Raw genomic sequence first — 20245 nt, 5'->3', positions numbered from 1 at the left:
AACCGGAGACCCTTTTAAAGCAAGAAATAACTGCCGATCTAAAAAAATGAAACAACCTATTGAAGATTTATGTAGAGTAGTTGAAAAATGGATGGAACAATACCCTCCGGAGGTTTTTTCAGATGGTCAAAATAGCCGATAAATCATTTTATTACCGAATTAACCGATAAAAAGTATCTATGAAAATAAGTTTGTGGCCTTGGGATAATGGAGAAAAACCATTCTGGACTAATCCCGAAAATGGATATCAATGGTATGTTGACAAATCAACAACTGAATGGTGTTCCCGTGAAACATTAAATAATCTCCCTGTATTAGATGCAGTATGCTTTATTGTTTGTAGGGCGAATGATGGTCACATTGAACCGATATCCCGCATTCTTATTGATAAAAACACAAACAAAGCCCTGCACGAAGACAGCAATATGGAAGGTATGGCTACAAAGATAGACATGCTTCGTTTTATCAAAAGTACACACAAACTATCATCCAATCAAAGATAATTGATTACAGAGGCTAAAAATGGCCTTATTTGACCAGATATAGGGTTTTTTAATATTAATATCAGCAAAAATGGAATATAGAATATACATATTGTTTCAGCCGAAAAACATACAAGATATCAGTACCAAAATATATCATATGGAAACAACGGAAAGGATGGTTTTAGAATTGCCAAAATATAGCACCGGGCTATCTGGTGTTTATTCGAGCGAGGAAGATGCCGTTAAAGCAATAATTGACAATAAAGAAAAAATTAAAGGTAATGACTTGTGTATTTTACCGGTAATTAGCCTTAATTGGAATGGCGATATTGTCCCCCACAAGGGTTTTTCAAAATAAACCAATCACTATGAGCAACACTTATGTAGCTTACCTTAGAGTAAGTACTAAAAAACAAGGACGGTCAGGCTTAGGACTGGATGCACAACAAGAAATCATAAAATATAACGTTGGTGAAGACAATATTATGGCCTGGTTTACAGAAGTACATTCAGGGAAAAACTTAGACTACCTTCCGGAACTACAAAAAGCCAAACAACTTGCTAAGGATGATGGTCACATCTTAGTAATCGCAAAGACTGACCGTCTAAGAAATACCCAACAAGCCTTGGATTTAGTAGACGAAATGACCCCCGCCGGAGTTTTTTTCTGCAATGTAGGAAGAAACGCTGATAAGTTTACCCTTACTCTATTCTTTGCATTTGCAGAAAAAGAACGCTTTGAAACAAGCATAAGAACGAAGCTTGCTTTATCCCGATCTGGAAAGTTAAAGGGTAGGGCTAATCCTTTATACGGACAAAAGCAGACGGTCACAGAAAAGAAGCAGGCCGAAAAAGAAAGAATAGAATCAATCAAACTTTCCAAGCACGGCAAAGTTCTTCTTAATACTAATTTACAGGAGTCTTATAAAATGGCTAAGTATTTAAGAAGTGACCATAAAAGTTATTCTGAAATAGCTCTTATACTTAACAAAGTAGGACATAAAACAAGTAAAGGATGTTCTTATGGAATAACACAAGTAAAGAGACTATTTGAACATTTTGATGGTCAGGATAAGTCGATTGTTTTAAACACAAAAGCAGAAGACGAAGGGCTTTTTAAGGTAGAAGAGGATATAGCGTACGAAATGTTATTAAACGAAAAATAAATATAAAAATCTTACTTAAAATTATAATAAAATGGAAAAGGTTATTAGAGATGGAAAGGTCGCCATTCTTGTTTCTCCCGGATATGGGGCAGGGTGGTATTCATGGAACACAGAACACGAAGAACTTTTATTTAGTCCAAAATTGGTCGAGATGGTTGAGGAAAACAGAACAAAGGAGATTGACGAAGACTGGATAAAAGAAAATTTAGGTATCGAGAATGTCTATTGTGGCGGCGCAGAGGATTTACTAATCTTTTGGCTCCCTGTCGGCACGGCCTTTTGTGTTGAAGAATACGATGGGTCTGAAAGTTTAATAACTATGTCGGATTTAGTGCTGGTGGCATAATGACCTCATTTTTGATGATCTAGAGATATCCCCACGGAGTTTTTTCAAATATAAAATACCCCGGATAAGATTTGGCGGTCACATCCGGGATTAATAAAAATTATTAACGAAAATTATACAGACAAATGTATGAAGAAAATATTGAGAAATGACTTATTTAAGCTGTTTTGTTCTGACTGCGACTTACCCTTAGGAACTATTCAGCTGATATTCTCATCTCTTTCAGATGAAGATTTGGCAAAAATATATCACTTAACTATCCTCAGAAAAGGTTACTTTGTGGTCATGTTATAAAATGCCATATCCCATTGTTTTCTAAGTTGATTAATTTTTCTGTTAAAATATTTGGAATATTAAAAAATTGTTTTTTAACTTTGTATCGACACTTAAAATTAAAGAACAATGAATTGTATTTCAAATCCAAGACAAAACAAGGAAATAGGGGATGGCATACGGATGCAAGTTCCGAAGTCTTATTATACAGTTCGTATAATTTTGAGTGTCAGTGACCATCCCTTTTTGTTTAATTTTAATCTATTTTTTTATGGCGCTCAAATCAAGACAAACCAATCCGGCGAAGGACAGTAACCGCATGGTATCACAAAGTGACATCGATCAACTCCTAGATGAGTTAGAAAAGACAAAGAAAGCTAAACAGATAGAGCAGAACATTAAAAACAACATCCTTTTGTTTGTTGTTGAGATAGACGCGTTTGACAGACTAAAGGAAGATATGTTTAGCCGCGATTACAACGACTACATTGATCCGCTACGAATTGTTGGCGCAAGAATCAAAAAAGACTTAAAAGCAGGTAAATTCGACCAACCGAAATCAAAATAACATGAACGAATTAATTAAAATTACACAAACCGAAGACGGCAAAACGGCTGTTTCTGCAAGAGAGCTATACTCTTTTCTGAGTATCGATAATGGCAGCAATTTTGCAAAATGGGCCAAGCTTAATATTGAAGACTTTTTTACGCAAAATACTGATTATCAGATTTTACGTCTTAAGGACGATAAATCAAAAGGACGTCCATCTATTGATTATGCACTAACAATGGACGCGGCAAAGGAAGTGGCAATGATGAGCCGGTGTGAAAACGGAAAGATTGCACGCCAATACTTTATTGAATGCGAAAGGAAGCTTGTTCAAATTTCAAAGCCGTTATCTCAATATGAAGTTCTTGTCCAGTCCGCACAGCTTTTGTTGGAGCAAAATAAAAGAATGGACGCAATAGAAACTAAGGTTACTGAATTGGAGGCAAAGTCTACAACACTACCAGATTATTTTGCTGTTGCCGGATATGCCGCTACAAAGAAAATGATGGTCACACGAAGCATGGCGTCACTTCTTGGCGCAAAAGCAGCGAGAATATGTAAAAAAGAGGGGATACCGATCGACCAATGTCCAGACCCTCGATTCGGGAAAGTTAATCTCTACCCACGAAAAGTTTTGGAGACAGTTTTTAAAGAGGCATTTTAAAAGACAAGAGGGGCTTGATTCCCCTCTTTTATTTATACTACTTTGCCTGTTATTTCGAAATGATCTTCCAAATTGCGTTTTTCAAACTCTTTTTTGACGTACTTTAATTTTTGAGGGTCAAAGTATGCCTCATAATTAAATACCGTTGCGTTTGCTTTTTCAGGCAAAACTACGACCGATGGAAGACCTTTTTCTTCGCTCAATTCAATCTTCTTCATCTGGTCGATATCTGCAATGGCTTTTAATGCATCAAGCTTTTCTTTTTGACTTGTGGCGTTATCAACCATAATAGCTAACTCTGCCAATACGTCATCTTTCGTCCACCGATTAGCGTCTAAATTGCGTCTGATTGCTTGGAACTTTGCTTCACTATTTTCCTTTACGGCCTCGGAAGGATAAAACAGTCCCTTTTCTTTAGCATATTTTTCCAATAAAGGGGCCAAGAGTTTTTCAAAGTCAACTCTTGCGGTGACCATCATTCTTTCCCTCTTGGGAGATTTAAAGTAAATAGAACCTAATCCTGGAGCTTCTGGTGCTGCACATCCTACTGAATGTCTAAATGCTTTATCTTTATTATCGAATAAAAGATATAACATACAAGCTCCGTAGTCTATCTTTTCTTCTGATTTTTTATCTAACTTTTTTGCCTGTAATTTTTTAATAATAGCCGGGCCTCTTTCACCTCTTTTTCTCTTATTTTCTTGTTCTTCCATAAAAATATTTAATTGTTATATCAAAGATAGTCAAAAATTTGGGCCATTGTTCTTGTTTATTGCATGTGATAATTATACATTTGTTAAAAAATACCATTATGAAAACAATAATCACTACTTTGATTGTCTTTTTGTTTATATCTTGCGCGAAAAGCGATGATGAAGATCAAATATCTACTATAAATCCCGAAGTCGAGTCTTTTTTAGGAACAAGGGGGCTTGATGCTTCTTCCCCTGAAGACATTCAGTATATATCTGATTATAAAGACAGCTTAAATTGTACTTTCGTGTGGGGAATGAAAGATAGTGCTGCGTGGGTAGCGAAGTACGACGGATCGGGCACTGAATTATTTAGTTTTGTATTAGCAGAATGGGCCGGTGGTAAAAAGTATTCGCATACAAATAAGTTCTCACTTATGAAAATAGACGGTAACTTAATATTTGTTCGCTCTTATGCAACCGATAACCCCAGTCCAAAAGCTTTAACTTGGAATTATAATACTTTCATGTCGGTTCTTGATTTTACATCTGGAGCCGAAATATCAAGAATGGCAATGTCGGAGGAGCAGAACGATTACCGTTTATATAAACATGAATATGGGTTTATTGCCGAGGAATGGGGGCAAAATGGGAATATCGCATTTAACATGATCGGAATAACCGGTTCTTTAATCTGGAGTAGGCCCGTATCGCAATATGAAAAGGGCAACGGAATAAATACTTATTCAGGGCTTGCGATGATCAGTGCAGAAAAGATGATTTACAATTCAGAGATACAGGAGGATAATTTAGTATATCACACCTACAAGGCTTTAAATTTTCACACAAATACAACTTTGTTTGAAATAAGAAAAAATACCTTCCCTTTTAATGTCGTTAGTTCTCAATCGTCTAATACTTCTTATGACCTCTATTCAGCATCAGAATCAGACGCAAGGATTGTCTTAAAATATAATCGCAGGCAGCGCACGAAAGTTATAGATAATCAAACAACAGGGTCTTTTCACTACGAATACTCGATACTTAGCATGCATTTTTGTGAACTGAGTAGTGTAGATGGTACTGTATTAGGGTATGGACTACTTGAATGATTTTCCAGCGCGTGATATTTTCGTGATAAATTTAAAATACAACATTGTCGCCACCACTTCTGACAATTCTCCACATATTTGAACCGTTGCTCATAAACTCAACAAAATCGGTCGGGCCGTTAAGAGTAAACCATCTTGCATTATAGGCATAGCCGTTTATTGTGTCGCCATATCTTGCTTTAAGTTCAGAACGGTAATCATTGCCGTTTGCGAACCATATTATTTCTCCGCCTTCATAATCTGCCGGGTCTGGTAGATTATAGACTCTGCCTGCTGTTTTAGCGCCACCCCAGAAAAAGTATTTCTTGTCGCTACTATATGTTGACGAAAGAGTAGCATCTGAGTCTGGCAGGTCATAAAGCCCCCGATCAGATGGTGTTTTCATGAAAGATTCTACTACCGTAGATCCTCTAACCTTCCCAAGAAAGAAACCAGCATAAGATTTCGAATTGCCGCTTGTAGTTTGATCTACGCCGACAACGGCAGCGGAATATCCATTTGCATCACTATTTCGTGTTTGAAGCAGCCCAACGAGGTTTGCGTTTGTCGTTATTCCGAGTGTTGCAGACAAAAAACTCACACCAGACCCGTTGTTAAATACCCCGTTCGCCGTCACATAGGTTACCTTTCCTGTTATCGGGTTACGAGCTTTCAGCCCACCAAGCGGAGTACCGGCCTGATCTGAATCGATATCGTCGTCTATCCGTGCTGTTTCGTTTCCGTCTGAATCAAAAAGGATCATTGTATTGTTGTCTCCATCGATGAAAATTCTTTTCCCAGACTCTGCCGTCTTAACGTACCTTACTCCCAGATTCCTGATATAGGCCAAATCGGCAAGTAGTAACCCGGTTGCGATATTAGGTACTTTCGCCTCAAATGGGTTCCAGTACGCGGTATTGGTCGGAGCTGTGCCGGTAGGTATATTTCCGGCGTCGATCCGGGCATAGTAGAACCTGCCAGCAGAATATACTATATCGATATAATCGGTTCCCCCGTGATAAGAAGATGTTCCACTGTATGTTTCCCTATCAACAGGAGTCGGGTTGTATGATCCATTGTTGTTTACGGCCATCTTTTCGGGAGTTGTCCAGTTCTCCAATAATGTAGAGCCGTCCGCTGAAACTTTTGCAATCGTATACCAAAGCGTCTGCATTGTTTCCACTGCTGGTTTTGCCATAGAATAATTTACCGGGTTGCGGTCTGTCACCGTAATAGCCGGATAGACTACCGTGCTTCCATTGACGGCATACCGGTACTCATAATAAGGTGCCGGTGTTCCAGGATCGCCGGTAGTTCCCTGTTTGCTTTTTGTGATTGTCTGAACCAGGTTGAAGGTCACATCCGTCCCGTCTGCCTTTCTCGCTGTGATGGGGTACGTGATCGTAACCAGGTCGGTAGAGTTGTCCATCGCGGAGTGATCCGCTACGGTGCAAATTGTCGTTCCGGACCCGCTGCGGGCACCGACAGTGATTTTCCCGGCTGGGCTAACAACAGGTGTTCCAACTGCGAAGCGACCGGCTGCCAAAACGGTGTTAAATGTCAGCAGCGTTGCACCTTCGTAAACCTGAATCTTTGTTCCCGAACCGGCATAGCTCGATACAACACCTGTGGAACTGGATGGGACTGTATGTGATGAATTCTCGATGATTCCCTGAACCGCATTCTGACCAGCTTTCATCCCGATAATTGAGATCTGGTCGCGAGCAACGATTGGCCCTATACTGCTTCCTTCCCGGACTTGAACCTCGATCTTTCTGGGCATATCAATGTAAACCCTGCCGGTTAATGACAAGGTCTTTGTATTTGTCGTTGAAGGCGATCCGAGGGATGAGTCATTCTCAAAAAACTGATAATAAGCCGTCCCAACCAGGTTATAGGCCACAGCGGTTAATAAGATTGACGACGGAGAAGGTGTGTTTCCTGCCGTGTCGAAATTAACAGCCATAGCGGCAGCGGCAAGGGTACAATACCGTGAATCTGCTCCTGCGGCTCCATCCTCGCCATCAGCGCCATTAAGACCTGGTGCGCCTGTATTTCCTGTGTCTCCTTTTGCAGCTGTCAAGTGCCAGTAAACACCCTCCTCAGGTGCCGGAGCAACAGCCTCGTCGGAAGGTACATTATTTATATACATCCACGTGCTGCCGCTATAAGTCACTTCGTCGCCCTTGTAGTAAGGTGTTCCTGGAATATAAGCACCTCTAGGTCTACCAATCGGGAACGATCCTCCGTCAGGGCCAACTACTAATGGCCCGTACAGCTTTACACCATCGTCAAGAGTATAGGCAAGCCCCTTTGTATTATTTCCTAACCTTATTGTTCCATCGTTTAAACCATACTTTGAACCTTGATTAGTGTTGTCTTCAGTGTAGTTTATGGACTGTAAGTTATCTCCATATATCTGACCGCCGCTAACAAAAAAGGCGCCTTTAGTTGGTACTAAATCTCTGCGTCCTTCGCTCGGAAGTTCAATGCTCCCGAATTCAAAATAGTAGTAAGTGCTGTCTTTATATGCTTTTTGTTCGGTTGTTACCAGCCAATCTCCTATTCCTTCTATTTGACTACACCTTGCAAAGACATAATAAGGCTTTGTATCATCGGTCATCGTGAAAGTGGTATTGCTATTTATGGCCCACGAATACCTCTCTGAACCCGAATCTGGTCTCAGCAATGGATCAAGAGGATCTTGCCCTTCTTCCGGTACAGGCGTCCACCAAATTTCCCTGTGATTTACGAACCCGGCGGTAATATTTACCTTATAACCTCCGTCATTATAAGTCTTTGTCTTTACTCCATTTGTTGAAAAATTACCGGATTTCCCGCCAACTGCGAGATATAAGGTTTCAATGCTTAATGGCTTTAGTCTTGTTGTATCAAAATAACCGTCAGGATCATAGGTGTAGTTCTTTAGCGCCCTAAGGTTTCTTGTATTTCTTACCGCATTTCTCCTGTCTTGGCTATTTTGGATTACCGTTAAATTTACATTTTCTTTTGTACCTTCTATTTCGTTTTGTATTCTATTGATTAACCCGGCAATAAGTCCTTCAGCTAAAGTTATAGTATATGTAGGTAAAATTTTATCTGTCTGATATCTGATGGTCAGGCTTTGTATGGACTTGATTGTATAATAACTAACACCATTATCATCAGTCGTGTCACCTAGATCGTTGTCAATAATTTTAACATTTCTTCCTTCCCTTAGAATTTGCTCAACCAACGGATTATTAGCCATGTAAATTTCATCCAAATTCACCGTATAACTTATCTTGCTCTTGCAGTTCTTCAATAAATATGCTTGTGCTGCTTCTAATAATTTTTGCTCTGCCGAAATAACATATGTATCGGGAATAGAAATATTAATCAGAGAAAAAGTATCACCGGCTGCAATTAAATTACTACCTGACGGTAAAACATAATTGGATGAATATGAACTGTTTTTTTCTAGCTTATATCTCCACCTCACCCCGTTAACATACCCATAAGGGTCATCTTCTCCTTCTCCGGGTTCAGCAACCGCCTTTGCTTCGACTATTTTAAAGTCAATACCTCCACAAAGACCAGACTTCATTGTGATGGTCGCCTCTTCCGAAACCGGCAATTGATTAATATCAAAGCCCATATCGTATAAAGAAATCCAAAATGAAGGTTGCACGTAATCTCCGTTTTCATCAATCGTATCAATTATTTCTTCTACTGCATAAATTGAATCTATTCTGTGCCCATTAGAGTCTGTTATGTTTTCTATAGTGGGGTAGATTTCATCAAAATTTTTCTTTCCCGGCCTTATTCCATAATAATCAATTATGGCCTGACTTGCTAAAATATAATCAACGGGAGAGGAGGTTGATTGCGTAGTTCGATACGAGGGTAATTGTAGTCTTGAAACTACTCTTTTCCCACTACTCATGTATCCTGAAGGTATGTTTTTCTCGGAACCATATGCTCTAAGTCGTGTGATCAGACCATCAGCATTTATTTCCCGGTTAATTTCATATAATCCCTTTTTTGAGCCATATTCAAAAACAACAGGATCGTCACTAACCCTTAATTCCGGATAAGTTACTCCGATATAAATAATTTTATTTGTGGTATCTAAGTAAAAATTAAATCCAAAATCACTAAATGCTCTTGTCAGGGCATTCCAGCAATTTTCATCGGATACGGTTATTTGTTTCGTTTCTGAGTTTAATGTCCTTTGCGACACACCAATACCGGAAACTGATTGAGGGTCTGTATAGCCAGCCTTAGGCATCTTTACAACCCAACCGTTGCCCTCCATGTTAAGATTAGCCTGAATGCGCCTTCCAAGGTCATAAACATCTCCGAAGAAAGAGAAATCTCCCATCCCTGAATAGTATGTTTCTGCACCCAACAAATGATCCAGAAAATCACAGTTAACCAGGTCGGTTTGTTTGCTTTTGAAGGTCAGGTTATATTGTAATGCATCTCCTTTATATCCGCTGGCCGAAGTTCTTTTGCTTGGACTTTCTGATTGCAAATAAAAGTTTTCTCCTTTGAAGGTCACGTAACAGAAAGGCGTGAAATCAATCTTTTCTGGAGAATTGATCGTCAAGTTAATATTCTTTTCGCCCATTGCCTCGGCTGAATAATTAAATTCACGAGTTGACGAAATCTGAACCCCTGATTTATCGTATATGATTAGTTCCATAATTATGATTTAAAGGTTAATGGAATATCTATAATTCCGCTATCTATGCTTATGCCGGAAGCCCCTTCCTCTTCGGCTGGGTCAATTAAATCACCTATTTTTACCCGGCATAACCTGACCGTCCCGGATAAGGTAAAAGAAACCACGGCTATTAATTCCCCTTTTACCATAGCCAATGTTTCTGTTGGAGAAAGCGATATGCTAAAGCTGTTTGTGTCGATGACGGTCACCGTAGGCAAAATGGCCTCTGAATAGTCCGTAAACACATTTACAGCCTTTGTGTAAGCACTTGTATCAACCGTTGCCCCCGATTCATTGTAGGCCGTAAAAATGACCTTTAAAGACTCGCCTTTATATATTGCCATGACTAGGTTTTTAATTGGTTATTTCTACTGCATCCAAAGAAGAAGGATTGACTATGCAAAAACTAAAGTTCGCCTTTGTGAAAGTTTCGGTTTTGTTCAGGTCTTTAGTCCCGCCTGAATAATAAACGTCAATGCTTTCCCCTGATTTAATAGTAAAAGTTGCGGTACTTGAATAAGCCCCTGTCTTTGCATAACCAAAGCTTAGTCCGTTCACACACTGGCATGTAATGATTGCATAGATATAGTTATCATTAAACCTGTACCTTTCTGTCACATATTCTATGGACATGTACTTTAATCTGGCACCGGTCTTCCTATAGTCACTCCAAAACTGGAAGACACCATCCCTTGGTTCGTTAGTAAATTGACTTGCTGCCGGACAGATAATGTACTTTAGAAAAGCATTAAATTGTGACCGTCCGGTATCAGAAAGAAAGCTTACGGTTATCTTTACTTCTTTGTCTTTGAAGATTGTTTTATACGGGATATAGGTATCTAGCCCCTGTTTGTCTGACCAATCTCTTGAAAATAATTCTTTGGTGGACGGAAGGTCAGTCAATCCCAAAGTAGAATTAACCAATATCCCGTATTCAGCAAATAAATCCCTTGCTGCATCTGATCCTTTTTGTATGTAAAAATTACTTTGCATAATCTATTATTTTAAATTGCTGTAACCCTCAAAGAATAGCCACCTATATCACTTTTTGATGTAGCCATAACAGACTTAAAGGCATTGACCATCGCCAATGTGTTGCTATTAATTGCCTGCAATTCAGACAAAGCCTGACTCTGAATATGCTGTGATGCTTGCGCTACCGACAGAAGATTTTCACCTCCTATTTTCTGTGCTATGACCATCTCCCGGATAGTATTCAGATAAGCTTCAATAAGTCCTGGATTCGATTCTTGAATACCTTTTATAGCTTGCGATAATGCCGACTCGCTTTCTTTTTTATCTATTCCAATAACAGACGCAGCGGCATCATATCTTTTCTGTGCTTCATTATATGCTTCTTGATAGGCCTTGCGTAATGCGTCAGCTTCTTGTATTGTTAGCGGATTTTCATCTTTGCCTTGGTTGCTCATGTATTCTTCAAACTGAGCATACCATAACTTAAGTTGGTCGTTCAGATATGTCTTTTTAATAAAGTTTAATACAGCCTGAGACATATGATCTTCAAAAGAATCTGCTATATCTGAAAATGTTGTATCAACATCTGTTATAAGGTCATCTAAGCTGTCTTTTAGGCTATCAAAAGATATCCCGGTTATTGATTCCTGCATGGCCTCAGCCGAATCTTTTGCCGCATCTGTTAAGTTATTCCATGAATCAATTATTTCATCCCAAGAATCTTTGTTTGTTATAGTATATCCTTCTGCCAACAACTCCCGATACCCGCCTCCGTTCCACCAGTCAATAAACTCTTTATAGGTGGACAAACCCATCATTTCCATGAGTTCATTGAGGTCTAGGTCATTATTTTTACCCTTTAAGCCTAATATTTCAGTACCAGACAATAAGCCTAATTGCTTAATAATGTAATTTTTTTGTGTCTCAACCTGATCTTGTGTTATAGTGTCTAGATACTTTGCTTCTGCCGCTGTTGCTTCTTCTATCAGGTCTATTCTTTTTTCAAGTTGTTTGTTGATTGCCTCATTAATATCACTTATGTTTTCAGAAATAGCCTGCAACCGTTCGGTATCTTTTTCTGCTTTTGATTTTCCGCTAAGAGCATTTACAATAGCCATTGTTATTTGCATAGCAGCAGCGATAATAGCAAGAATAACAGATGCAGTTTCTACCATTCTTATTGCATTTGTAGCCGCTTTTGATGTTCCTTCCATTGCCAATATAGAACCATCAGTCAACGCAGTAATGCCCTCAATCATTTTTATGACAGAGGTACTAAACTCTCCTGCTTTAGATATTATTTCACCAACAGCCCCGCCTATAGAATCTCCTATTTCGTTAAACTCTTGATTTATTTCATTCAACGCTGTTTGTAATTCCTTCCAGTCTTCTACTGCATTTTTTGTATTTTTTGATTCTTTCTTATTTCTCTGGATGGTCAGGTCTTGTACTTTTTTCTTTAACTCTTCAATTTTGGCTCTTAATTCAGCTTGCGTTTGCGTATTTTGTTCTGAATCATAAGAAGTTTCTTTGCTTCCTTTTACTAATCCGCCTGCAAGTGCTGTTTTTTTATTCCCAGCGGATATTTCAGACAAAGACAACGCTTTTTGCGCTGCGGCCAATTCGTCAAGAATAGACTCTAGTGCCATATTAGCTATGCCGTCAAGCCATTCCTTATAAGAATCACTACGCATAGCGTATTCTTCGCTTATTTTTTTAATTGCCTCATTCTCTTGACGGTCAATTTCTGCAAGAACCTCATTAGACGCTTTGTTTGCTTTAAGTATATCTCTCTCTTCTCCGTATTTTTTGTTTATCTCCTTTACTGCATTTGCGTAATTCTGATATTTTTTTAACAAATCATCATAAAACTTGACCGTTTCTGCCTTTTGTTTTTCCAGCGTAGCAGTCCTTTGTAAGTTAAATCCAGATTCTTCTTCTCCTGACAATCCTGTCCCCGTTGAGTTAAATTTCTTTCCTTTATTCTTGGGATCAGCATTAAATACAGCTCTTGCATTATCAACTATTTTTTGTATTTGATCTTCTCTTTCTCTGTTAAGCATGTCCATTTCACGCTTGTGGTTTAACTCCATTTGCGCTAATTTTTTCTTGCTTCCTTCTTCCATTGCGTCAATTCCAGCCTGAGAAATAGCATATTCAATGTCCCTTGCTTCTCTCTGACGGTCACGTGATTGTTTTTCAGTATCAACAAATTTTTCAGAAGGCTGTTTTTTTATCTTATTTTGAATAGTTGAAAGTTCTTTTTCTAATTCTATTTTTGCGTCTACGTTGTCTTTGTATTCGTTAATTTGTTTTTTCAACCACGCTTCATATGTTTTTGTGTCTTTAGAAATAAAAGAAGACCGTTGATCAAACACGTTTTTTGTTTCAGTTGATTGTAGTTTAGAATATATTTCAAACTCTCTGGAAGCAGCCTTTATTCCATAAGGGTCATTTTCGGTTTGCTTGAATGATTCAAATAATTTTTCATTCGCATCCGTAAGCCCGTCTATTGTTTTTTGGGCAGAAATAATATCTCCCACAAAACCACCTAGTCCGGGCATTGTTCTTATTGCCTTTCCTGTAAAGGTGCCGCCCTTGTTTATTTTCTCTTGTTGTTCTGCTATCTTCCGATAATTCTCTGTAATTGTTTCAAATGCAGCCTTTGATTGTGCCGCATTCAATATTTCTTCTCTTAATCTTTTATGGGCTTCCGCCGCCTTGTCTGTCAGTATTTGTTCTTGTGTGTAATTTTTTAGAAGGTCTGGGTATTTCTTTAATATCTCATCTGCCGAAGCAGCCCTATCTCTATCCGATCTGGATTTATCTGTTGCGGCTAAATACAATAATTTAAGTTGTGTTATTTCCTCCTGAGCCGCCTTGTTCCCTTTTTTTATAGATCCTGTAAGTGCATCGTGGCTTATCTTTGATGCGTCAACTCCCTTTACGGCATTCCATGTCTCGCCAATAAAATCAAAAATTTTATCTATCCCAATTGTAGCTACTGTAATTAACGCAACCAGCGCACTTTGCCAAGAAAATATAGATTTTACAATTTGCTTCCCTACAGGAATTGCCTTTTGATTAAGATTAAGCCCTATTTTATGTTGCTCAATTAGCTCTTTATATGCCTTGGATGCACGTCTTAATTCATCCTGTAAAATTGGCAAGTTGTTTGAAATTGCCATGATAAACATTTGCGGAGAAATCGCTATGTTTGGAAGCTCTCTTGCTACTTGTTGTATGGAATAAGTTAACCCATACATACCAGAAGCATAATCACCAACATTTCGCTGATAATTGCCTATACTTGCATCAAGGATTTTTATTTTTGCATCTGCCTGCTGAATGTCTTTCATTAACGCTTGACCAACAGAACTATTTCTTACTTCTTCGGCCATGCCCTTAAATCTTAGCTTCATTTCTATAAGCTTCTGCGAAAGTTCATCCATTGATCCGGACGCAGCATTGTTTGTTTTTATTTCATTCCTAATCTCAAAATTAAGTTCGTTTAATGCGATCCGGTGTTGATTCTCTTTCTCCGCTATTTCTCCCCTTAGTTTTATTGATTGTTCAGTACTTACCGCTCCCGCTTTTTCTGCTTGATTTAATAGTTCCCTTTGATTCTTTAGTTCAGCCAAAGCCATTTGTTCTCTGACTATCTGCTCAGCTTTTTCGCTTGAGGCACCCGTTGATTGCTGAATAAGCTTATTAATTTCTTCGTATAATTGTTTTTGCTTTTCCAGACCGTCGTTTTCCTTTGGAGTAGAAGAACCGCCGCCACCGCTTGTATTACCGCCACCACTACCAAACCTCTTGATGGTTTCAATCTTATCCAACTCGTCCTGTATTTTAGCAAGAGTGCGTGGGTCTAAATCTATGTTTAGACTATAATGTAATGAACCTAAATTATTTTCTGCCATGTCGTTTATCTATTTCGGACATTGTGAATTTTTGGACGGTCATAGTTGAGTTTATCTCGCTAACCTTTTTGTATTCTTCGTCGGTGTAGGGCTTCAATTTGCCATACATGACCTTCGCTGAATCTAAGGCCATTAGGGTTATTAGAGGTTTCGGCATTTTATACATGTACTCTCTTCGGCTAACGTGAAACTTCTCCATAAAGGCGGCCATAACGCCTATTTCTGTTCTGGAAGGGAAAGCGATTGAGCTTCTGTCTTTGTCATCTTCCTCATCAATGAATTGAGATTCTCGGTTGTCTCGGTAGTCAGAAAAAAAAAGCCGACACCCATTTTTTCTATAACGGCAGACATTAGCTGGTTAATTTCTTGCTCGTCATGTCTAATCCAGATAATACGCCAATAAACCCAATGGAAAAGCTTTATTTTTAACCAAGTGCAAAGCAAGCCATATGCGGCAATTCTCGCATGAAGCCTTGTTCCTTCTTTCATTAATCCGATTGTCCGGGGAATATCACTTGTTGCTATTTTTACATCAACCATAAGGCTCGATATTAAGGCATTGGTATATGTCCTCATATATCTTATTTTGTAGGTATACTTACCTATTGGTACTATGGTTGACTTATCTAACAGTAAATCCCCTTGCTTCTTTTGTGCTTTTAAACTTGCTTCTTTAAACATAGATGGTCAGTTTTTAAAAAGAAAGGGGACGGGACAAAACCCATCCCCTTTAGACATTAGCCTTAATATGAAGTTCGAAATCACCCTTAGTAAATCCACATAACGCCGGTAGATTCAGCAGCTACTCCATCGCCTCCTTCTTGTGCAACAACCTGAACATGAATGTTCATGGTTCCAGTTTTCGACGGATTACCATTCTTGTTTGCTTTCAGCTTTGCGTTGGTAAAGCACAGTTTAGGGCCAGACTTCGGTACATACAAAAACATACCTGACTTTTCTGCCTTAGCATCCGGCTCTCTGTAAACGTTGGTATTCGTTACGTCCGCAACGGCTCCGAAAAGAGACGCTACAACATCCGAAGACAAGTCCGGAATGTCAGCTGTATAGGTAGTCGGGCCATTAGCCCCATAGATGATAACTAGGGGAGTGTCTATTTCCTCCACGCTAATAGGCGTCATCCCCGCCTCACTTTCTGAAATATTGACCGTCCCCTCCAATACGGTTGCGATCTGAGTCCATGTGGTACCAGCGGCTACGAGTGCCCTTGTATCACACCAATAGATACCGCTCTGCCCATACATAGGAACAGCGTCAGTTGCTTTGGGGGTTAAGGTCGGTGTTAATGTTGCCATTTTTTCTGCGTTTTAATTGTTAATTACTTTGGTTTGTGCGTATATTTTTTAGGGTTTTGCCCTTATAATATTCTCTTTGTTTTTAGTATCATGTTGATAGCCAGAATATGAAATCCTGTGCTATCATTAAAGCTTGCTTCACTTGAAAAGTCTATGAAATAATCTGCATCTGAATAGGGTAAAGCTGCGATAAGTAAGTCGTGAAGCTGGCTTAATACTGCTCCGTTTTTTATCCCTCCTGTTAAATCTTTCGCATAAATATAGATGGTCACATATCCTCTGCCAAATGCGTCTAAATCCGTAATATTCCCCGGAACTGCAACTACACAAAAACTTGTCAAAGATGTTTCAACAGATGCAGGTCTATTCCCGGCATATACCTTCATAGAACTACCAAGAGTAGTCTTGCAAAGATTCCACAATACACCTTCAATCTTCGTTATGTTGTAATTCTTGTTTATCATAGCTTCCTGAAATATTGTGACCAGTTTTCTTCGGTGAATTGAAGTGATCCGGTTAATACTTGATGCTGGTTAATTGCTTCGACGTTCATTGCGTAATCCATACCGGCGACAACAACCAATTGAATGCCTGAACCTAGTGTCTGACCGTCATAAATTGCTTGTAATGCCTTTTGTGCGCCAATGGGGGGCATATCGTGGTTAGGAACACGACCTCCCGGTAAAGCCCATTCATATTTCTTTTCTTTTAGGTCTTCCCAATAAATCAGGGTGTCATCCATGAATATTCCAAAGCCTAATGAATCTTGTAAGTTTCCGGTATAGTCTTGCCAGCGTAAATTCGCATTGGCAACAGCATATTTTAAAGCAGCACGTCCCAGATTTTTAAATGAATCCAGATGGTCACGCATAAAAATTTCAAGAACCTGTTCTTTAATCTTTGCTATGATCTGTGCATTTGCTTTATCTGCTATTAACTTTGCTTTCATTAATTGTCAACCTCCTTTACATCTATTCTATGTCCTAATTGTCCGGGATATACATTTACAATAGTTACCGTTCTTTTATCGGCTATGTTAAATTCAATCTCACAAGTTGTTCCCCTTTGAAGCTTTGGCAATACGGTTGTTTTAGGTATCCATACAGAATAATCAGCAGTTAATACTCCGTCACTTTTACCGTCTGACGGTGCTGAAATATCACAAATAGTTGACAAAATTGTGACCGTACTTGAAGTAGGTGGGTACACACTATCATCAATTATGGTCTTTGTGATGGTCATACTATATGGAAATTCCTTTATCGTTGCCATAGTTCACTTACACTTGTTATTGTTGATTGTGATACATATTTCTGATCACCGTACTTGCGATAGATTCTATTAGCTTCAATAAGCCAATCTTTAGGGCTGCGAAATGTTTCACTTTTACCTGTGACCGAAAACCCGCCGTGAGATTGTTTCTCTCCTGTAGTGGACGAAGCTTTGGTTGACCCCCAATAAAGAAGGTCAGCAAACAGAAGTTCCTTTTGCCTTACAGTCAAAGTACTTGCGTCAATATCTTCCCCTATTTCTCGGTCTATTAACGTTGTACTTATCGCTTCGTCTGATACTTCGAAAGCTACTTTCCCTTTAAGATATTCTGTGACGGTCATAGGCTAATGTTTTTACTTTTGTTATTTATCAGGAGTGTAGTGCAGGGGCGTTGCAAAACTTTTAACCCTATCTCCATATTCTTTTTCTGGGTAGACTCCAGCTTTCTTCTGTAACTCAATAATCTTTTTTACAGCAAAACTTATTCTTTCATTATCACCTTTCAGTGTAATTGCACCTGGTTTTAATAGATTTAAAAGAATTACCTCAAGTCCTCTTTCCAAACTATCAATTTCGGCTTGCATTGATCTAATTTCTCCAACAATATTCGCTTTCATATTTTTTGGCTAATGTTCTTAAAAGGGATAGGCTATAGAACCTATCCCATATGAAGAATTTGATTAATCGGCTACGTGAGCAACGTCCAAGTAGATCATCTGTTTAGGTTTCGACAAAACAGGAAGTGCGGTCAATTCAGACTGAATCTTCTGAGTTTTCATTTCAGCGTCAAATGTCTGGATCAGCAATGTACGACCACCATCAAACGTAGCCTGTCTTGCGGCAGGATCAGGAATGATAATGGGAACTGCACATTTGGTCTCACCAATAGCCCCGGCAGGACGAAGAAGAACTACGTCATCGGCAAAAGGCTTAGTCTGAGTCCAAACCAGTTTTTTCGTTGCTTTGTCGTACTTTTCAGTAGCACAAATAGAATCAACTACTTCGATCGGAGGCAAGCTAAGTCTAGCAAGCAATCCACGCACCTGATCTTCCAAAGGCTGCCAGCCGGTTGGCATATCACTGATATTAATATAGCCCTGTCCCAGATAAACCCGTTCACGAACGGTTTTCTGTGCAATAAATTTTCTCCAAGTAGGCTTAGACATACGGATTACCCCATATGCCTTGAAGTTGTCGTCAGCAAATTGAACCAAGTCTTGAAGGTCACCGATTGGGTTTGCCAAGTCATTAGACCATGCGTATTTTGTTCCATAGGTTCCAAAACCGCACTTTTTCTTATTTGTAGCAGGAACATTGAAATCAAACGACAAAGAGATACCATCAGGGTTGTTTGCAGAACTAACAACGTATGCCCCGGTAGACTCTGCTTCCAATGCCATATGAGTAAGCCTCATATAGTTACCTCCAATCAGGTTATCGGTACTATTGAAAAGGATTTTCTGCAATGCGGGAAGATTGATATTTGCCCCCTGTTGTACAAGTACCATCTGGGTGCGAATTTCCTTCTCGTTAATCACAAACCCGTGTTTCATCCGAGGAATAGAACCGGTACTCAAAGAAGCCCCCTGCGTTCCACGTAACGGAGCCGGAGAATCGTAATCAACGATCGTAGCCATAGGAATAAGCCCCACGGTAGCTTCCATTTGTTCATATGTGAAATCAATCTGAGGGATACCCCAAGGGAATATGCGTGCAAACTCAGGGTTGTTATACTTCGTGGCGAACATGTCATCGACGAAAAGCTGATAAGGTCTTCCCCCTAATGCTGCCCCAAGTACATCATAAGTATTTTTATCTCGTGTAATCATAGCTTATAATTTTAGAGGGAGTTATCAAAGAATATTTGCGACAAAGCGGCTTTAACACAGGCAGGAACAGCCCAATTAATGCGTTCTGCGTAGACATCGCCAGCATAAACACCTGTTGCGGTAGCAGCGAAAGTGTCTGCGTCAACATAAATGTCGTTTTCCAAAAGTGCATTGGGTTTTACCTTCATCACAGAAGCTCCGGAAGCAGCGATACCACCAGCAAAGAATACCTGACCTTTAGTAATAGTTGTACCAACTTCTGACCAATCGGTGCCTGTTGCTGTAATAGCGGAAAAATCAATTAAACCAACTGTTCCAAGTGCACGAATAGCGGACTGAATAAGAGCGGCGGTGTTCTTGGTTGCAGTAGTGTTTGCAAGGGTGATGGTCATAACTCCGCCCGAATAAGCAACGGCCAACGTATCAGCAGACCCCTGAACGAGTTTTACTTCAACGCCATTGATCAATTCAGGGTTCTTCGTAATAGGTTGCGACAAAACCAAGGTATGACCTACTGCTCCTTCCAGAGTAGCGGTAGAAACATGTGCGGCAATATCGGTGTCGTCAGCAGCTTCAACGAAAATAGTCCCGACAGGAACAACACCAAAAGTACCAGCTGCAATAGCAACAGACTGCGTTCCGGCTGTTGCATCAACAGTAACAGTTCCAGCCGTAATAGCGGTGCCAACAGAAGCATAGGAGGCCGGAGCAATCATAATCTTATCAGCAGCCAAAAGGGTAGGATACCCATCTCCGTACTTGAATACAATAGCGGTGGCGTCTGCGGCTACTTCTGTTTTTACCTCGAAATAACGAAGTATTTTTGCGGTGTGATCGGCTGTATTAATTTCAACCGGCGCACCAACAGGGTAAAGACCCTTCTCAATATCGGTGGGGAGGTTTCCGCCGGACATTATCTTAGCCTTTACTAATTTAAAGACAGGTATAAATCCGCCAA

The 20245-nt window shown here is 39.5% G+C and carries 21 protein-coding genes; 7 read left to right on the top strand and 14 right to left on the bottom strand.

The features are described 5' to 3' along the window. The first annotated feature begins 179 nt into the window (after window positions 1-179). The 6 genes from ABFC84_13435 to ABFC84_13410 all read left to right on the top strand — a co-directional run bounded on the left by ABFC84_13435 (window position 180) and on the right by ABFC84_13410 (window position 3484). Window positions 180-503, top strand: a complete 324-nt coding sequence (locus ABFC84_13435; protein ID MEN6413742.1) for a hypothetical protein — start codon at window positions 180-182, stop codon at window positions 501-503. A gap of 139 nt (window positions 504-642) precedes the next feature. Beyond that, window positions 643-843 (top strand): hypothetical protein, encoded by a 201-nt coding sequence (locus tag ABFC84_13430; protein MEN6413741.1) that lies wholly within the window; start codon window positions 643-645, stop codon window positions 841-843. Between the two features lie 10 nt (window positions 844-853). Next, the gene (locus ABFC84_13425; protein ID MEN6413740.1) at window positions 854-1651 is read left to right on the top strand and encodes a recombinase family protein; all 798 of its coding nucleotides are present in this window, start codon (window positions 854-856) and stop codon (window positions 1649-1651) included. Between the two features lie 31 nt (window positions 1652-1682). Continuing rightward, the gene (locus ABFC84_13420; GenBank protein MEN6413739.1) at window positions 1683-1997 is read left to right on the top strand and encodes a hypothetical protein; all 315 of its coding nucleotides are present in this window, start codon (window positions 1683-1685) and stop codon (window positions 1995-1997) included. Between the two features lie 499 nt (window positions 1998-2496). Further along, window positions 2497-2838: a hypothetical protein gene (locus ABFC84_13415; protein MEN6413738.1), complete on the top strand. Its 342-nt coding sequence runs from the start codon at window positions 2497-2499 to the stop codon at window positions 2836-2838. 1 nt (window position 2839) lies between these two features. Next, window positions 2840-3484, top strand: coding sequence for an antA/AntB antirepressor family protein (locus ABFC84_13410; GenBank protein ID MEN6413737.1), 645 nt, complete (start codon window positions 2840-2842; stop codon window positions 3482-3484). 32 nt (window positions 3485-3516) lie between these two features. Here the strand turns inward: ABFC84_13410 and ABFC84_13405 are convergent, their stop codons facing one another. Further along, the gene (locus tag ABFC84_13405) at window positions 3517-4197 is read right to left on the bottom strand and encodes a hypothetical protein (protein ID MEN6413736.1); all 681 of its coding nucleotides are present in this window, start codon (window positions 4195-4197) and stop codon (window positions 3517-3519) included. Window positions 4198-4295: 98 nt separating this feature from the next. On the opposite strand from ABFC84_13405, the gene ABFC84_13400 reads away from it, so the two are divergent. After that, window positions 4296-5288, top strand: a complete 993-nt coding sequence (locus ABFC84_13400; protein MEN6413735.1) for a hypothetical protein — start codon at window positions 4296-4298, stop codon at window positions 5286-5288. A gap of 31 nt (window positions 5289-5319) precedes the next feature. On the opposite strand, the gene ABFC84_13395 is transcribed toward ABFC84_13400, so the two are convergent. The 13 genes from ABFC84_13395 to ABFC84_13335 all read right to left on the bottom strand — a co-directional run. Then, complete coding sequence (locus ABFC84_13395; GenBank protein ID MEN6413734.1) at window positions 5320-9954, bottom strand: hypothetical protein; 4635 nt, start codon at window positions 9952-9954, stop codon at window positions 5320-5322. A gap of 2 nt (window positions 9955-9956) precedes the next feature. Beyond that, entirely contained in the window at window positions 9957-10319 is a 363-nt protein-coding gene (locus ABFC84_13390; protein ID MEN6413733.1) for a hypothetical protein, read from the bottom strand. A gap of 10 nt (window positions 10320-10329) precedes the next feature. Further along, the gene (locus ABFC84_13385; GenBank protein MEN6413732.1) at window positions 10330-10968 is read right to left on the bottom strand and encodes a hypothetical protein; all 639 of its coding nucleotides are present in this window, start codon (window positions 10966-10968) and stop codon (window positions 10330-10332) included. A gap of 11 nt (window positions 10969-10979) precedes the next feature. Continuing rightward, window positions 10980-14873: a hypothetical protein gene (locus ABFC84_13380; GenBank protein MEN6413731.1), complete on the bottom strand. Its 3894-nt coding sequence runs from the start codon at window positions 14871-14873 to the stop codon at window positions 10980-10982. Window positions 14874-15089: 216 nt separating this feature from the next. Beyond that, window positions 15090-15554 carry a hypothetical protein gene (locus ABFC84_13375; protein MEN6413730.1) on the bottom strand — a complete coding sequence of 155 codons (465 nt, stop codon included), beginning with the start codon at window positions 15552-15554 and terminating at the stop codon, window positions 15090-15092. A gap of 86 nt (window positions 15555-15640) precedes the next feature. Then, a complete protein-coding gene (locus tag ABFC84_13370) occupies window positions 15641-16135 on the bottom strand; it encodes a hypothetical protein (protein ID MEN6413729.1) in 495 nt (164 codons plus the stop codon). Window positions 16136-16248: 113 nt separating this feature from the next. Beyond that, on the bottom strand, window positions 16249-16650 hold the full coding sequence (locus ABFC84_13365; protein MEN6413728.1) for a hypothetical protein: 402 nt from the start codon (window positions 16648-16650) through the stop codon (window positions 16249-16251). Further along, window positions 16647-17135: a hypothetical protein gene (locus tag ABFC84_13360; GenBank protein MEN6413727.1), complete on the bottom strand. Its 489-nt coding sequence runs from the start codon at window positions 17133-17135 to the stop codon at window positions 16647-16649. The genes ABFC84_13365 and ABFC84_13360 overlap by 4 nt, the downstream gene beginning before the upstream one ends. Then, window positions 17135-17458, bottom strand: a complete 324-nt coding sequence (locus tag ABFC84_13355; GenBank protein MEN6413726.1) for a hypothetical protein — start codon at window positions 17456-17458, stop codon at window positions 17135-17137. The genes ABFC84_13360 and ABFC84_13355 overlap by 1 nt, the downstream gene beginning before the upstream one ends. Continuing rightward, window positions 17446-17799, bottom strand: coding sequence for a hypothetical protein (locus ABFC84_13350; protein MEN6413725.1), 354 nt, complete (start codon window positions 17797-17799; stop codon window positions 17446-17448). Before ABFC84_13350 ends, ABFC84_13355 begins: the two co-directional genes overlap by 13 nt. 21 nt (window positions 17800-17820) lie before the next feature. Beyond that, entirely contained in the window at window positions 17821-18075 is a 255-nt protein-coding gene (locus tag ABFC84_13345) for a hypothetical protein (GenBank protein ID MEN6413724.1), read from the bottom strand. 63 nt (window positions 18076-18138) lie between these two features. Continuing rightward, window positions 18139-19287, bottom strand: a complete 1149-nt coding sequence (locus ABFC84_13340) for a major capsid protein (protein MEN6413723.1) — start codon at window positions 19285-19287, stop codon at window positions 18139-18141. A gap of 11 nt (window positions 19288-19298) precedes the next feature. Beyond that, window positions 19299-20245 (bottom strand): hypothetical protein (locus tag ABFC84_13335; protein MEN6413722.1); only part of this gene is annotated, 947 nt, incomplete at its 5' end.

Source organism: Veillonellales bacterium, from assembly GCA_039680175.1.
Lineage (GTDB): Bacteria > Bacillota > Negativicutes > JAAYSF01 > JAAYSF01 > JBDKTO01.
This window is presented reverse-complemented; position numbering and strand designations above follow the sequence as displayed.